The organism is Pseudomonas sp. TE3895 (assembly GCF_056278855.1).
Genome location: NZ_JBWBQE010000001.1, coordinates 1,830,875 through 1,845,932 on the forward strand (window position 1 = coordinate 1,830,875; position 15,058 = coordinate 1,845,932).

Annotated in this window: 14 protein-coding genes; 13 read left to right on the plus strand and 1 reads right to left on the minus strand. The window is 61.1% G+C overall.

Going from position 1 to position 15,058, the window contains the following annotated elements; genetic code table 11:
* Positions 1–106 precede the first annotated feature (106 nt).
* On the minus strand, positions 107–1,663 hold the full coding sequence (gene norR, locus ACZ889_RS08195; protein WP_476257305.1) for a nitric oxide reductase transcriptional regulator NorR: 1,557 nt from the start codon (positions 1,661–1,663) through the stop codon (positions 107–109).
* Positions 1,664–1,817: 154 nt separating this feature from the next.
* On the opposite strand from norR, the gene hmpA reads away from it, so the two are divergent.
* The 13 genes from hmpA (at position 1,818) to ACZ889_RS08260 (ending at position 15,028) form a co-directional block, all read left to right on the plus strand.
* Positions 1,818–2,996: an NO-inducible flavohemoprotein gene (gene hmpA, locus ACZ889_RS08200; protein WP_012051223.1), complete on the plus strand. Its 1,179-nt coding sequence runs from the start codon at positions 1,818–1,820 to the stop codon at positions 2,994–2,996.
* Between the two features lie 456 nt (positions 2,997–3,452).
* The gene (locus ACZ889_RS08205) at positions 3,453–3,959 is read left to right on the plus strand and encodes a disulfide bond formation protein B (RefSeq protein WP_003248609.1); all 507 of its coding nucleotides are present in this window, start codon (positions 3,453–3,455) and stop codon (positions 3,957–3,959) included.
* A gap of 559 nt (positions 3,960–4,518) precedes the next feature.
* The gene (gene cyoA, locus ACZ889_RS08210) at positions 4,519–5,460 is read left to right on the plus strand and encodes a ubiquinol oxidase subunit II (RefSeq protein WP_003248605.1); all 942 of its coding nucleotides are present in this window, start codon (positions 4,519–4,521) and stop codon (positions 5,458–5,460) included.
* Between the two features lie 3 nt (positions 5,461–5,463).
* Positions 5,464–7,482 carry a cytochrome o ubiquinol oxidase subunit I gene (gene cyoB, locus ACZ889_RS08215; RefSeq protein WP_003248603.1) on the plus strand — a complete coding sequence of 673 codons (2,019 nt, stop codon included), beginning with the start codon at positions 5,464–5,466 and terminating at the stop codon, positions 7,480–7,482.
* A gap of 3 nt (positions 7,483–7,485) precedes the next feature.
* The gene (cyoC, locus tag ACZ889_RS08220; RefSeq protein ID WP_012051225.1) at positions 7,486–8,112 is read left to right on the plus strand and encodes a cytochrome o ubiquinol oxidase subunit III; all 627 of its coding nucleotides are present in this window, start codon (positions 7,486–7,488) and stop codon (positions 8,110–8,112) included.
* On the plus strand, positions 8,112–8,444 hold the full coding sequence (cyoD, locus tag ACZ889_RS08225) for a cytochrome o ubiquinol oxidase subunit IV (protein WP_003248599.1): 333 nt from the start codon (positions 8,112–8,114) through the stop codon (positions 8,442–8,444). Before cyoC ends, cyoD begins: the two co-directional genes overlap by 1 nt.
* A gap of 11 nt (positions 8,445–8,455) precedes the next feature.
* Positions 8,456–9,343: a heme o synthase gene (gene cyoE, locus ACZ889_RS08230; RefSeq protein ID WP_003248596.1), complete on the plus strand. Its 888-nt coding sequence runs from the start codon at positions 8,456–8,458 to the stop codon at positions 9,341–9,343.
* A gap of 309 nt (positions 9,344–9,652) precedes the next feature.
* Entirely contained in the window at positions 9,653–10,861 is a 1,209-nt protein-coding gene (gene alaC / locus ACZ889_RS08235) for an alanine transaminase (protein WP_014861452.1), read from the plus strand.
* Positions 10,862–10,975: 114 nt separating this feature from the next.
* Positions 10,976–12,103, plus strand: coding sequence for a PH domain-containing protein (locus ACZ889_RS08240; RefSeq protein WP_230064862.1), 1,128 nt, complete (start codon positions 10,976–10,978; stop codon positions 12,101–12,103).
* A gap of 160 nt (positions 12,104–12,263) precedes the next feature.
* A complete protein-coding gene (locus ACZ889_RS08245) occupies positions 12,264–12,647 on the plus strand; it encodes a YkgJ family cysteine cluster protein (RefSeq protein WP_180688831.1) in 384 nt (127 codons plus the stop codon).
* A gap of 265 nt (positions 12,648–12,912) precedes the next feature.
* The gene (locus tag ACZ889_RS08250; RefSeq protein WP_003248588.1) at positions 12,913–13,476 is read left to right on the plus strand and encodes a GNAT family N-acetyltransferase; all 564 of its coding nucleotides are present in this window, start codon (positions 12,913–12,915) and stop codon (positions 13,474–13,476) included.
* A gap of 56 nt (positions 13,477–13,532) precedes the next feature.
* On the plus strand, positions 13,533–14,060 hold the full coding sequence (locus ACZ889_RS08255) for a sigma-70 family RNA polymerase sigma factor (protein ID WP_180688830.1): 528 nt from the start codon (positions 13,533–13,535) through the stop codon (positions 14,058–14,060).
* Positions 14,057–15,028 carry a FecR family protein gene (locus tag ACZ889_RS08260; protein WP_476257306.1) on the plus strand — a complete coding sequence of 324 codons (972 nt, stop codon included), beginning with the start codon at positions 14,057–14,059 and terminating at the stop codon, positions 15,026–15,028. The genes ACZ889_RS08255 and ACZ889_RS08260 overlap by 4 nt, the downstream gene beginning before the upstream one ends.
* The last annotated feature ends 30 nt before the right edge of the window (positions 15,029–15,058 follow it).

Sequence of the window (15,058 nt, forward strand, 5' to 3'; positions counted from 1 at the left end):
GCACAGCTTCGACCAGGCAGTCGACAAACGGGTGGTTAGGGAGATATAGCAGCCGGTGGGGAAGCAACCAGATGGCTTTCTGGGTTAATCCTTTGGTAGAAAAGCCTCAGCGAAGCCCTAGCCTGCGGGCCAAACGGCTCAGGTTTGCGCGGTCCAGACCGAGTTCGCGGGCCGCTGCTGCCCAGTTGTCCTGATGCCGCTGCAGGCAGGCTTCGATCACCTGTCGCTGGTAAATATCGACGGCTTCACGCAAGCCGCCTTCAGGCGTGGTGACCACTTGCAGCGGTGCAGCAGGGGAGGGCAGCGTGCCTGGCGTGGTTGCCGACACACGCAGGTCCAGGTCGATGGCTTCGAGGGTGAGGATACGTGGCCGATCAGGGTGCTGGCCCAGCGCCTTGAGTGCCGAGCGGCCGATCAGGTGTTCCAGTTCGCGCACGTTGCCTGGCCAGTCGTAGGCGATCAACGCGGCTTGGGCCTCATGGCTCAGGCGCAGGCTGTTCAGGCCCAGCCGTGAACGGTTCTGTTCGAGGAAGTAGCCCGCCAATAGCAGCACGTCTCGCCCACGTTCGCGCAAAGGTGGCACGTGCAGCGGGTAAACGCTGAGGCGGTGATAGAAGTCGGCGCGAAAGTTGCCCGTACGCACCTCGGCAGCGAGGTCGCGGTTGGTAGCGGCGATCAGGCGCACGTCCACCCGGTGCTCGCGGTCCGAACCCAGGCGCTGCAGCTGACCGCTTTGCAGCACGCGTAGCAGTTTCGCCTGCACTGTCAGCGGCAGTTCGCCCACTTCGTCGAGGAACAGCGTGCCGCCGTTGGCCAGTTCGAACTTGCCGCGGCGCTCGCCATGCGCGCCGGTGAAGGCGCCGCGCACATGACCGAACAGTTCGCTTTCCACCAAGGTGTCGGGCAGGGCGGCGCAGTTGAGGCTGACCAGCGGCTTGTCGGCGCGGTTACTGGCCTGGTGCAGGGCCTGGGCAACCAGCTCCTTGCCAACCCCGGTTTCGCCGGTGATCAGCACGGTCAGGTCGCTGCTGCCGACCAGACGAATTTCCTCCACCAGGCGTTTGTGCGCGGGGCTCTGGCCAATCAGCTCTCTATCCTGGCCGCTGGCCTGACGGTAGAGCTCGGCGCGATGGTGTTCGTCTTCGGCGCGCAGGGCCAGGTGCTCGATACGCTCGGCCACGGTAACGGTGGCGGCAGCCAGGCTGGCAAAGGCCTGCAGGGCATCCAGCTCCAGGCTCTGGAACTGCCCGGGGGTGAGGGCGTCGAGGGTGACCAGGCCCCATGGGCGCTCATCGACCATCAACGGGCAGCCCATGCAGTCGTGCACTTCAAGGTCGGCATCGGGGGCATTGACCAAACCATCGTAGGGGTCGGGTAGTTCGGAGTCGCTGGCGAAACGGGTGGGTTCCGGGCGGCTGAGCAGTATCTGGAAACGCGGGTGCTCGCTGACCCGAAAGCGCCGGCCGAGGGTGTCGGGGCTAAGGCCATCCACTGCCAGCGGCACCAGCCATTCACCATCCAGTCGCAGCAGTGCTGCAGCATCGCACGGCAGCAGGCCGCGCATGGCTTGCAACAGGCGGCGGTAGCGTTCCTGGTCGGGCAAATCGCGGGACAGGTCGCTGACCAGAGGCAGCAGGGTGGTGAGCAGTGGTTTTGTAGTCATATAGACTCCTATGGGTCGATATGACTATACGCAGGGGTGGGTCGTTTTGACATGACCTGCATCAAACCCCTGATTTTGCTGGCGATAAAAGTTGGCACGATTGCTGTAATGGCAGGGGCAGTCATTTGAAGCCACAGGCTCAGGAGTCGTTGCAATGCTCAATGCCGAACAACGTGCAATCATCAAGGCCACTGTACCTCTGCTGGAAAGCGGCGGCGAAGCGCTGACCACCCACTTCTACAAGATGATGCTCAGCGAATACCCCGAGGTACGGCCGCTGTTCAACCAGGCCCACCAGGCCAGTGGCGATCAGCCGCGTGCGCTGGCTAACGGCGTGTTGATGTATGCCCGCCATATCGACCAGCTGGAGCAACTGGGCGGCCTGGTCGGGCAGATCATCAACAAGCATGTTGCCCTGCAGATTCTGCCGGAGCACTACCCGATTGTCGGAAGCTGCCTGCTGCGCGCCATCGAGGAAGTGCTGGGCAAGGACATTGCCACCCCTGCGGTGATCGACGCGTGGGGCGCGGCCTATGGCCAGCTGGCCGACATTCTGATTGGCGCTGAAGAAAACCTCTATAAAGAGAAGGAAGAGGCCGAGGGTGGCTGGCGCGGTACCCGTGAATTCCGCCTGGTACGCCGCGAGCAGGAAAGCAGCGAGATCGTTTCGTTCTACTTCGCCCCGGTGGATGGCATGCCGGTGCTCAAGGCAGAACCTGGCCAGTACATCGGTCTGAAACTTGACATTGACGGTGCCGAGCAGCGCCGCAACTATTCCCTGTCGGCGCTGTGCGACGGCAAGGAATACCGCATTAGCGTCAAGCGCGAGGCGGGCGGCAAGGTCTCCAACTACCTGCACGATGAGCTGGTGGTGGGCGATACCCTGAAACTGTTCCCGCCTGCGGGTGACTTCACCCTGGCAGCCAGCGACAAGCCGCTGGTGCTGATCAGCGGAGGGGTGGGCATTACCCCGACCCTGGCGATGCTGCAGGCAGCACTGCAAACCCGGCGCGAGGTGCATTTCATCCACTGTGCGCGTAACGGCGCGGTGCATGCCTTCCGGGACTGGATCGATGGCCTGGCGGCGCGCCATCCACAGCTCAAGCGCTTCTACTGCTATGCCGAGCCGGAAGGTGGCGCTGCGGCCGACGCCGTGGGTTTGCTCAGTGAAGACCTGCTTGCCGAGTGGCTGCCGCAGGAGCGTGACGTGGACGCCTACTTCCTCGGGCCCAAGGGCTTCATGGCGGCGGTCAAACGCCAGCTGAAGGGCCTGGGGGTGCCGGAGCAGCAGAGCCGCTACGAGTTCTTCGGGCCGGCGGCAGCGCTGGAGTGATATAGCGCCTGTGCCGGCCTCTTCGCGGGCACGCCCGCTCCCACAGGTATTGCACCGGTCTTGAATGGGGTGCCGTCTCTGTAGGAGCGGGTTTACCCGCGAAGGGGCCGGTACAGGCTTATAAAGTACTCGTCCCCCCGCTGCAGCACACCTTTCTGCCTATATATAAAGGAAAGATGAAACCGGGCGCTGCGCTTTCATCCTTAATCATCCTTTAATCACGGTATCCTTCACTCCCGGGTGTCGAGGGGCTTGCCCCTGCGCGGCACCTGGGCAGCCGTTTTTTTGCCGCCCGGCGTTGAACCGACGTCGTTGCGGCCGGTCTCAGTCACACTGGATAGCCCTGCGCAGTGCTTCCGCGACGCTCCCTCGGCATGCTCACAGGCCATGCCCAGCGTGTAGACTTGCGCCCAGGCAGGCGGACCACGCTGCCACTATCCATCGAAGGAACCGGCAATGAACGAACAAACATCGCGCCTGAATCGGGAACGGCGCTTTCTGGTGCTGTTGGGGCTGATCTGCCTTTCACTGATCGGCGGCGCCCTCTACATGCAGGTGGTGCTAGGCGAGGCACCTTGCCCGTTGTGCATCCTGCAGCGTTATGCGTTGCTGTTCATTGCCGTGTTTGCCTTCATCGCTGCGGCGATGCCTGGGCGCCGCAGCCTGACCTTCTTCGAGGCATTGGTGGTGCTCAGTGCAATTGGCGGAATCGTTGCGGCTGGCAACCATGTGTATATACTCGCCAACCCCATGGTCAGTTGCGGTATCGATACCCTGCAGCCGATCGTGGATGACCTGCCACTGGCAAAGCTGTGGCCACTGGCGTTTCAGGTCGACGGCTTCTGCAGCACGCCGTATCCGCCGATCCTCGGCCTGTCGCTGGCGCAATGGGCACTTGTGGCGTTCGTGCTGACCGCCGTCCTCGTCCCGCTCGGTATCTACCGCAATCGACGCCAGGCTTAGACAAAAGTCCCGAATTGCATGGGGTCTTTTGCACCGCATGAGAAGAGGGAAAAGTTGCGCACCGCTTGATCCAGATCAACCCACAGGCCTTGCAGAATGCGGCTTTGAGGCCTAGCAAGCGGGGTGCGACAAACTGTCGCGAAGTTGAATTATTGAGCAGCATTGTTACGGATTCTGTAAAAGACTGTTGCTCAATAAGTCATAGTCAAGGGTTGGCGACCTATCTACAATCGCCCCCAATTTCCGTTCGGCACTGCTTGCGAGTCGCAGGATTGAAGGAAGCCCCAGCGCTCCTTTTTGCTGACTTCGTCAAGTTTCGCCCAACGGCGATACCGGGCGGACACCCCTCCGCGTTTTCCCGCACCAAATGGACTTGGTCTGAAGTACAGGCCTGTTGCCTACGAAACCATAAGCACCGCTAACCCGCTTGAAGCCAAGGTCCTGCAGTCGGACCCCAGGCAGGAGCGAGTACGGGCGCGAAATGCCTCACTTGGCAGGACGAAGTGTTGGCTACCAAAACACAAATTGCATTGAAGCAAGCTGATCTAGAGGTCGTGAGATGAGTAAAAAGCGTTACCCCAGACTGTTTGGCATATTGCCCTTTTTAGGCATGCTTTTACTCAGTGGGTGCAACTGGACCCTGCTCGACCCGAAGGGCCAGGTCGGCATTGAGCAAAAGAACCTGATCCTGATCGCTACCGGCCTGATGCTGCTGGTGGTAATCCCTGTGATCATCATGACCCTGGCGTTCGCCTGGAAGTACCGTGCTTCCAACAAGGCAGCCACTTACACCCCTGACTGGTCGCACTCGACCAAGATCGAGGCCGCGGTATGGATCATCCCGATCCTGATCATCATCGCCCTGGGTTACGTCACCTACCACTCCACCCACAAGCTGGACCCTTATCGTCCGCTGGATTCGGACGTTAAGCCGATTCAGATCGACGTGGTCGCGCTGGACTGGAAGTGGCTGTTCATCTACCCGGAGCAGGGCATTGCCACGGTCAACAAGATCGTCTTCCCGGCTAACACTCCGGTCAACTTCCGCGTCACTTCCGACGCCGTGATGAACTCGTTCTTCATCCCGGGCCTGGGCGGCCAGATCTACGCCATGGCCGGCATGACCACCAAGCTGCACCTGATCGCCAACGAAAATGGCGAGTTCGACGGTATCAGCGCCAACTACAGCGGTGCTGGCTTCACCGGCATGAAATTCAAGGCTACTGCCACCTCTCAGGAAGACTTCGACAAGTGGGTCGCTGAGGTCAAGCAGTCGCCGAAGAAGCTGGACAAGGCCGAATACGACGCCTTGGCCAAACCAAGCGAAAACAACCCGGTCGCGCTGTATAGCGAGGCTTCGCCTGAGCAGTTCCAGCTGATCGTCGACAAGTACGAAGGCATGAACCGCGGTCGTAGCCACGAAGAAGCAGGCAGCAAAGATCTGGCCACAACCAAGGGTGTGGAATCGAGTATGCAACCAGCTGCCGGTGCAGAGGAGTAAGAGATGTTCGGTAAATTAAGCCTGGAGGCGATACCCTATCACGAGCCGATAGTCATGGTGACGCTTGCCATGATCGCGCTCGGCGGTATCGCTGTCGTCGGTCTTATCACCTATTTCCGCAAGTGGACCTACTTGTGGAGCGAGTGGCTGACTACTGTCGACCACAAAAAGATCGGCGTGATGTACATCATCGTCGCGATGGTCATGCTGCTGCGTGGCTTTGCCGACGCCATCATGATGCGTACCCAGCTGGCTGCCGCAACCGGCGGCTCCGAAGGCTATCTGCCGCCTGAACACTATGACCAGATCTTCACCGCTCACGGTGTGATCATGATCATCTTCATGGCGATGCCGTTCTTCACCGGCCTGATGAACCTGGCGGTTCCTCTGCAGATCGGTGCACGTGACGTTGCCTTCCCGTTCCTGAACTCCCTGAGCTTCTACCTGCTGCTGGCAGGCGTGCTGCTGGTCAACATCTCGCTGGGCGTTGGTGAATTCGCCAAGACCGGCTGGGTTGCCTATCCGCCGCTCGCGGGCATTCAGTACAGCCCTGGGGTGGGTGTCGACTACTACATCTGGGCGCTACAGCTATCCGGATTGGGTACGACGCTTACCGGCGTGAACTTCCTCGTCACCGTGATGAAGATGCGCGCACCTGGCATGAAACTGATGGACATGCCGATCTTCACCTGGACCTGCACCTGGGCCAACGTACTGATCGTCGCTTCGTTCCCGATCCTGACTGCTGCACTCGCTCTGCTGACTGTTGACCGTTATCTGGACTTCCACATCTTCACCAACGAGCTTGGTGGGAACCCGATGATGTACGTCAACCTGTTCTGGGCGTGGGGTCACCCTGAGGTTTACATCCTGATCCTGCCGGCCTTCGGCGTGTTCTCGGAAGTCACTTCGACGTTCTCTGGCAAACGCCTGTTCGGCCACCACTCGATGATTTACGCATCGGGCGCGATCGCCATCCTCGGCTTTGCTGTATGGCTGCACCACTTCTTCACCATGGGTGCCGGCGCCAGCGTCAACACCTTCTTCGGCCTGGCGACGATGCTGATCTCCATTCCGACCGGTGTGAAGCTGTTCAACTGGCTGTTCACCATGTACCAAGGCCGTGTGCGCTTCACCGCACCGATGCTCTGGACCCTGGGCTTCATGGTCACCTTCTCCATCGGTGGCATGACCGGCGTACTGCTGGCCGTTCCGGGTGCTGACTTCGTCCTGCACAACAGCCTGTTCGTAATTGCGCACTTCCACAACGTGATCATCGGTGGCGCGGTATTCGGCTACATCGCCGGTTTCGCCTTCTGGTTCCCGAAAGCCTTCGGCTTCACCCTGAACGAGAAGTGGGGCAAAGCTGCCTTCTGGTTCTGGCTGTCGGGCTTCTACGTTGCGTTCATGCCGCTGTACGCCCTGGGCTTCATGGGCATGACCCGTCGTCTGAACCACTCCGACAACCCACTGTGGGAACCCTACCTGTACGTAGCCGTTGTCGGCGCCGTGCTGATCCTGTTCGGTATCGCTTGCCAGCTGATCCAGATCTTCGTTTCGGTCCGCGACCGCAACCAGAACCTGGACGTGACCGGCGACCCATGGGGCGGCCGTACCCTGGAATGGTCGACTTCTTCGCCACCTCCGTTCTACAACTTCGCTCACATGCCTGAGAAAGTTGGCCTGGACTGCTGGCACGAAGCCAAGGAAGCGGGCGTTGCGTACAAGGCCCCGGCCAAGTACGAAGCCATCCACATGCCGAGCAACACTGCTACCGGTCTGTTCATGGGCCTGTTCCTGACCGTCTTCGGCTTCGCCTTCATCTGGCACATCTGGTGGCTGGTGGGCGCGAGCCTGGTTGCAACCATCGCTGTCTTCGTTCGCCACGCTGCACGTGACGACCAGGGCTACATGGTTCCGGCCGAAGAAGTGGCGCGCATCGAAGGCGAGCGTATGAAAGCGCTGGCCAAAGCAGGTGCTCTGCCTGCCGGCGCACGTGTCGAATCGTTTGAGCGGGTGTAATCAATGTCCAGTCAAGTAATGCACGGCGGCGCTGCTCATGGTCACGACCATGGGCATGACGACCACCACCACGACTCGGGCCAGATGACCGTACTGGGCTTCTGGCTGTACCTGATGACCGACTGCATCCTGTTTGCGTCGCTCTTCGCCACCTACGCGGTGCTGTCCGGCAGTTTTGCCGGCGGCCCGTCGGGTCATGACATCTTCCAGCTCGATTTCGTAGCTGTTGAAACGCTGTTCCTGCTGCTGTCCTCGATCACCTTCGGCTTCGCCATGCTGAAGATGTTCGATGGCAAGAAAGCGGGCGTACTGGGCTGGTTGGCTGTGACCTTCCTGTTCGGTGCAGGCTTCATCGCGATGGAAATCTATGAGTTCCATCACCTGATCAGCGAGGGCTTCGGCCCGCAGCGCAGTGGCTTCCTGTCGGGCTTCTTCGCCCTGGTAGGTACCCACGGTCTGCACGTGACTGCTGGTCTGATCTGGATGGCAATCATGATGTACCAGATCAACAAGCACGGCATCACGCCGACCGCCAAGACCCGCATGAGCTGCCTGAGCCTGTTCTGGCACTTCCTGGACGTGGTCTGGATCTGCGTATTCACCGTCGTTTACCTGCTGGGGGTTCTGTAATGGCTAACGCACACGACACTCATCACGAAGGTAATCACGGCAGCGTCAAGTCGTACATGATCGGTTTTGTACTGTCGATCATCCTGACTGCGATCCCGTTCGGCCTGGCCATGACTGCCAGCCTGCCGAAGAACCTGACCGTTCTGATCATTGTTGCCATGGCCGTGATCCAGGTAGTTGTTCACCTGGTTTACTTCCTGCACATGGACCGCTCGAAAGAGCAACGCAACAACGTTTCGACGTTCCTGTTCACCACCCTGGTGATCGCTCTGCTTGTCGGCCTGTCGCTGTGGATCATGTTCAGCATCCACTTCGAAATGTTGGCCAAGTGAGGTAAGACTGCATGTCCGTTAAGCACTTTATCCAAATCACCAAACCGGGGATCATTTTCGGTAACGTGCTTTCCGTGGCAGGCGGTTTCTTCCTTGCCTCGAAGGGCCATGTGGATTTCGCCCTGTTCCTGGCGGTGGTGATCGGTACTTCGCTGGTGGTTGCGTCCGGATGCGTGTTCAACAACTGCATCGACCGTGACATCGACCATAAGATGGAGCGCACCAAGAACCGTGTCATGGTTCAGGGCGGCATGTCGCTGCCCCTCGCGCTGATCTACGCCACCCTGCTCGGGGTGGCGGGTTTCAGCCTGCTGTATGTCCAGGCCAACCCGCTGTCTGCGTTCTGCGCACTGATTGGCTTTGTCGTCTACGTCGGCTTCTACAGCCTGTGGCTGAAGCGTAAATCGGTGCACGGCACCTTGGTCGGCAGCCTGTCGGGTGCCATGCCTCCGGTGATCGGCTACTGCGCCGTGAGCAACAGCTTCGACCTGGCTGCGGTAACCCTGCTGGTGATGTTCAGCCTTTGGCAGATGCCGCACAGCTTTGCCATCGCGATCTTCCGCTTCAAGGATTACAGCGCTGCCAACATTCCGGTCCTGCCGGTGGCACGTGGCATCCTCGCGGCGAAAAAGCAGATCGTGCTGTACGTGCTGGCCTTCGTGCTCGCCACCCTGATGCTTACCCTCGGCGGTTACGCCGGCCTCGGCTACCTGGCCGTGGCTGCTGCCATGGGCCTGTACTGGCTGTACATGGCCTGGGGTGGTTACAAGGCCGAGGACGACAGCAAGTGGGCCCGCAAGGTGTTCGGCTTCTCCATCCTCACCGTCACTGCCCTGAGCGTGATGATGGGTGTGGACAGCCAGACTGCTGCGGATGTGCTGATGACCTACGCACGCTGAAACTGCTGCCTGTTTCACGAAAGCCCCGGCCTCTGTGCCGGGGTTTTTTTTGGGTATTTTTCCTGTGCCGGCCTCTTCGCGGGTAAACCCGCTCCTGCAAGGTTCCTGTAGGAGCGGGTTTACCCGCGAAGAGGCCGGCACAGGAAAATATAAATCTCTGATTTTCAAACAATAGATCTGAAAAGTTCTAACAAAACAGGAAATTATCCTTTACAAGGATCCTGTTCCGGCACTATCTTCTGATCCAGGCCGCCGCATCGGCCAACGTCGCTCGGACGGTTCCGGGCGCTTACGTACTCAGAGGAAGCCATGGCCAACCCAGGTTCGCCGCGCCGCTTTGCGCGCATCGATCGTCTCCCCCCCTACGTCTTCAACATCACCGCCGAGCTCAAGATGGCTGCCCGCCGTCGTGGCGAGGACATCATCGACCTGAGCATGGGCAACCCCGATGGCGCCACCCCGCCGCACATCGTCGAGAAGCTGGTACAGGTCGCCCAGCGTGAAGACACCCACGGCTACTCCACCTCGCGCGGCATCCCGCGCCTGCGCCGGGCCATCTCCAACTGGTACAAGGACCGCTACGAGGTCGACATCGACCCGGAAAGCGAAGCCATCGTTACCATCGGCTCGAAAGAGGGCCTGGCCCACCTGATGCTGGCCACCCTCGACCAGGGCGATACGGTGCTGGTGCCCAACCCCAGCTACCCGATCCACATCTACGGCGCAGTGATCGCCGGTGCCCAGGTGCGTTCGGTGCCGCTGGTGCCGGGTGTGGACTTCTTCAACGAGCTTGAGCGGGCCATTCGCGAGTCCATCCCCAAGCCGAAGATGATGATCCTGGGCTTCCCGTCCAACCCGACCGCGCAGTGCGTGGAGCTGGACTTCTTCGAGCGCGTGGTGGCCCTGGCCAAGCAGTACAACGTACTGGTGGTGCATGACCTGGCCTATGCCGATATCGTTTACGACGGCTGGAAAGCCCCGTCGATCATGCAGGTGCCGGGTGCCAAGGACATTGCGGTGGAGTTCTTCACCCTGTCCAAGAGCTACAACATGGCCGGCTGGCGCATCGGCTTCATGGTCGGCAACCCCGAGCTGGTCAACGCCCTTGCGCGGATCAAGAGCTACCACGACTATGGCACCTTCACCCCGCTACAGGTTGCAGCCATTGCCGCGCTGGAAGGCGACCAACAGTGCGTGCGCGACATTGCCGAGCAGTATCGCCAGCGTCGCAACCTGCTGGTCAAAGGGCTGCACGAACTGGGCTGGATGGTCGAGAACCCCAAGGCGTCGATGTACGTGTGGGCAAAGATCCCGCCGGAGTATGCGCACCTGGGTTCGCTGGAGTTCTCCAAGAAGCTGTTGGCCGAGGCCAAGGTCTGCGTGTCGCCGGGGATCGGTTTTGGTGACTATGGGGACGACCATGTGCGCTTTGCGTTGATCGAGAACCAGGACCGTATTCGCCAGGCCATCCGCGGGATCCGGCAAATGTTCCGGGCTGATGGCTTGGCTCGCAAGTAAGCCCATTGGGGCTGCGAAGCAGCCCCAACTGCCTCTTGGGTGAGCTTTCCGCCTGCCTTCTGGTTACCCCTACGCCTACCGTCAGCACTCATTTCTCACCAAAGAGATCCCCCCATGAGTGTCTTCACCGCCTACTTCTGCGGCACTGGCTCGCACCGTTTCGACGACGCCAATCCCAACTTCTGGAATGGCGAGCTGGTCTCGACCCTGGCCAGCAACGACCAGAGCCGGGAATTTGCCCACTGGATCGCCGTCGACGGCCCAGGCAGCGGCAACCTTCAGGATGACAACCTGTTCGTCGAACCCGGCGGCTATTTCAACTGGACCGGCCAGCTGTTTGGTCGCGGCTGGGAGGAGAACGTCAACCATGTGCTGCAGGTCATCAAAGGCGAAAGCAGTTGGCGGCGCACCAAACTCAGTGAGCAAGAATACGAGCGGCTGAAAGCTGCCGGCGTGCCCATTCCGGACGTGTCTTCCTCCGCCTCATGGTTATGGCGAACCTACGACTATGGCGATCGCCACCCGACCCCGCAGGAACTGCAGGAGCGCATCATCAGCATGTTCCGCAAACCGCGCCTGCCAACCCAGGTCAACCTGGTGGGCTGGAGCAGGGGAGGGATCAGCTGCCACATGCTGGCCAATGCCATGGCGCAAGACCCGGTATTGCGGGGCATACCGGTGAACATATTTGCCATCGACCCGGTGCCTGGCGTCGGTAACGTGCAAGCCGAACGCGTAACGCTGGCGGATAACGTCAAAGAGTACGTAGGCTTCTACTCGAGGGATGAACGCTCCAAAGGTTTTGCCTGCGTGATCCCTTCGGTCGCCAAAGGGACACGGATATGCGTTTACCCGATGCCGGGCCGCCATGCCACGCTGGTGGGCAACGCCTCGGCTGATGGCGCAGGCGATGGCAAGGTGCTGATCGAACCTGGGCTGATCGTTCGCCACTTTGCCGAGGTTTGCCTGACCCGCTGGGGCGTGCGCCTGGACAAACGTCTGGCCTTGAGCAGCAGCCAGTTGATGAAGTATCACCAGGTCATGGCGGCTGCCGACAGGCAGTATCAGGCCATGCGCAGTAAGTCCTACACGGTAGTCACCGAGGGCGATAAGAATGATCGTCTGGTGCATTGTGGGGAGGTGCATACGCAGTTCAGCAAGGTACAGGGAGGTAACTACAAGCCGAGCGCAGGCCTGGGTTTACAACGCTGGGACGCTGAAACCTACCAGCCCATCTGCTAGCTGAAAGGGGGCGGCCGGTGAAGGCACTGGTCGCCCTTGTTCAGTGGCCGGATCAGCGGCAATTTTTTTTGCATTCCCCCTCTATCCAGCGGCCCCTGGTTGGATTAAAAATGGCGCCGCGGGCCAGCCCCGATAACAACCACCTTCCCTCCGTGACATCATGTCTGAATATAACCCTTGCCTTGACTGCGGCGCCTGCTGCGGGTACTTCCGTGTGTCCTTCTTCTGGGGCGAATGCCAGTCTGCCGGGGGCGTAGTGCCGGACGACCTGGTGGTACAGATCAACCCCACGCGCGTTGCCATGATCGGCACCGATGCCAAGCCCTGCCGCTGCGTCAGCCTTGAGGGCGAGATCGGTAAAGAGGTGGCTTGTACGATTTACGCCAACCGTTCCAGCCCGTGCCGCGAGTTTGATGCGTCGTGGGAGGGTGGGGTGCATAACCCGAGCTGTGATGATGCGCGGGCGGCGTATGGTTTGCCGCCGCTGACCCCGCCAGAGGCCAACGAGCCGCATTGGCCGGATGATGGGGCTGAGGTGGCCTGAGGTATCAATCAGCCTGACTCGGTCGATGTGGAGCCTTGCGTCGCGAAAGGGCCGCACAGCGGCCCCAGGCATCAGCGGCACCGCGAGAATTGCCAGGGCTGCTTTGCAGCCCTTTCGCGACGCAAGGCCGCTCCCACAGGTAGCGTGCAAGGCTCCTGGCCTGTGGTGAACCTGCCGGCGACGGGCTGCAAAGCAGCCCGAGATGCCTGAACCCTGCACTTGACGTTAAACTGTCATCTCCCCAGCAATGGACAGGAGATCCGGCGTGACCCCACCCCGCAGTTTCCCCAGTGACCTCTGCCTCGACAGCCCACGCCTGCAACTGCGCCCCATGCGCCATGCCGATGCCGCGCAGTGGCTGGCGATCATGGCCGACCCCGAGGTCATGCGCTATTGGCACCATGCACCCTGGCAAGACCTGGCCGAGGCCGAAAGCGCTCTGGCCGCCGACCGCGAAGCCTATGCCAATGGCGACCAACTCAAGCTCGGCATGTACCGCCGCGACAACGGCGAACTGATCGGCATGGTCCAGCTGTTCAACATCGACGACATTTCCCGCCGTGGCGAAATCGGCTACTGCCTGGCTAGCGCCGTGCAGGGCAGGGGCTACATGGACGAAGCACTCACCTGCTTCATCGACTACCTCGCCCACACCCTGCACATGCGCCGTCTGGAAGGCGAAATCGATCCGCGCAACCAAGGCTCGGCACGCACCCTGGAGCGCCAGGGTTTTGTGCTGGAAGGCACCTTGCGGGCGCGCTGGTGCGTGGCGGGTGAGCTGTCCGACTCTGGCATCTACGGCTTGTTGCTCGAACCACCTGTTGCATAGTCTTACGGCGAATAGCTACTATTCGGGAACAATTCTCACTTGTGTCCCGGTGCCCCATGCCCGTAGCCGACTCACCGAGCCCGTACCCGCTTGAACAGCTGTACAGCGAGCACCATGGCTGGCTTTTCAGCTGGCTACGTCGCAAGCTGCGTTGTTCGCACAGCGCAGCCGATCTGGCCCAGGACACCTTCGTGCGCATTCTGGCCTCGCGTGATGCCTTGCTGGGCATGCGCGAGCCACGCGCCTACCTCAGTACCACTGCACGCCGCCTGTTGATCGACCGGGTGCGCCGACAGCAAATCGAAGAGGCCTACCTCAGCGAACTTGCCTTGGCTGCCGAGGTGCTGGAGGGGCACCAGTCGCCCGAAAGCATCCTCATCACCCTCGAAGCGCTGGAGCAGATCGCTTTTCTGCTGGAAGGCCTGCACGTGAATGCCCGCGAGGCCTTCGTCGGTTACTACCTGGACGACCTGACCCAGCCTCAGATTGCCAAACGCCTGCACATTTCCCCGCGGATGGTGCGCAAGTACCTGGCCCAGGCCCTGATCCATTGCCACCGCACGCTGGACATTGCCGAACCGTGAATCCCTCGCGTATCGAACAGGAAGCTGCCGAATGGGCCCTGTGCCTGGGCGAGGGTGAACTGGATGCCGACGAGGCGCGTGAGTTCGACGCCTGGCTGCAGGCCGACCCACGCCACGGCGCCACCTTGCGCCGCATGCAAGGGGTGATCAGCCAGGTGCAGGCACTGCGCGAGCAACGCGGGCCGGTGGGCGCGGGGCTGCGCGCCGGCGTACAGGTTTCGGCTCCAGGCTCGGGCGCACGGCGCACTTTGCTCGGTTTGGCCCTGGCAATCTCCTTGCTGGGCACACTGAGCCTTTCCGGTGGAACGCCGCGCGACTGGCTGGCCGACTTGCATACCGCGCCGGCGGAGTGGCGCAGCCAAACCCTGGCAGATGGCTCGCAGCTGACCTTGGCCGGCAACTCTGCAGTGGATGTCGAGTTCAGCACTGGCGAGCGGCGCATCCGCCTGCTGCATGGCCAGGTGCTGGTGGATGTCAGCCATGACCCAACGCGACCCTTCGTGATACAGACCGACGAAGGCAGCTTCAAGGCCCTGGGTACGCGCTTCGTGGTCAGCCAAGGCCACGCTCGCAGCGAGCTGACCATGCTTGAGTCCCGGGTCGAGGCGCGCACTGCCGTGTCCGGCGATCAGTTGGTCGTGGGCCCGGGCGAGCGGGCATGGGTGGCGCGTGACGGGCTTGGCCCGTTGCCGGCCATCGACCCGGCGCGGGTCGATCGGGCCTGGCAGCATCACCAGTTGGTGGCCAACGGCGTACCGCTCGACCAGGTGCTCGATGCCTTGGCCGAGCAACGCCGTGGCGTGCTGCGCTTCGACCGCCAGGCAATGCAGGCGATCAAGGTGTCGGCGGTACTGCCGCTGGATGACAGCGAAAGAGCCCTGCGCCTGCTGGCCGAGGCGCTGCCGATTCGTATCGGCGGCGTTGGCCGCTGGTGGACCACGGTCGAGCCCGTCTCACGAGAAAATTGATCCAGGTGGTTCCGCTTCTGCGCAGTGGCC

Coding starts and splice junctions, on each gene's coding strand:
- cyoD (WP_003248599.1), top strand. CDS start 8,112: ATGGCTAACGCACACGACACTCATCACGAAGGTAATCACGGCAGCGTC.
- ACZ889_RS08240 (WP_230064862.1), top strand. CDS start 10,976: ATGAGTGTCTTCACCGCCTACTTCTGCGGCACTGGCTCGCACCGTTTC.
- cyoC (WP_012051225.1), top strand. CDS start 7,486: ATGTCCAGTCAAGTAATGCACGGCGGCGCTGCTCATGGTCACGACCAT.
- ACZ889_RS08255 (WP_180688830.1), top strand. CDS start 13,533: ATGCCCGTAGCCGACTCACCGAGCCCGTACCCGCTTGAACAGCTGTAC.
- cyoE (WP_003248596.1), top strand. CDS start 8,456: ATGTCCGTTAAGCACTTTATCCAAATCACCAAACCGGGGATCATTTTC.
- hmpA (WP_012051223.1), top strand. CDS start 1,818: ATGCTCAATGCCGAACAACGTGCAATCATCAAGGCCACTGTACCTCTG.
- ACZ889_RS08245 (WP_180688831.1), top strand. CDS start 12,264: ATGTCTGAATATAACCCTTGCCTTGACTGCGGCGCCTGCTGCGGGTAC.
- cyoB (WP_003248603.1), top strand. CDS start 5,464: ATGTTCGGTAAATTAAGCCTGGAGGCGATACCCTATCACGAGCCGATA.
- norR (WP_476257305.1), bottom strand. CDS start 1,663: ATGACTACAAAACCACTGCTCACCACCCTGCTGCCTCTGGTCAGCGAC.
- cyoA (WP_003248605.1), top strand. CDS start 4,519: ATGAGTAAAAAGCGTTACCCCAGACTGTTTGGCATATTGCCCTTTTTA.
- ACZ889_RS08205 (WP_003248609.1), top strand. CDS start 3,453: ATGAACGAACAAACATCGCGCCTGAATCGGGAACGGCGCTTTCTGGTG.
- alaC (WP_014861452.1), top strand. CDS start 9,653: ATGGCCAACCCAGGTTCGCCGCGCCGCTTTGCGCGCATCGATCGTCTC.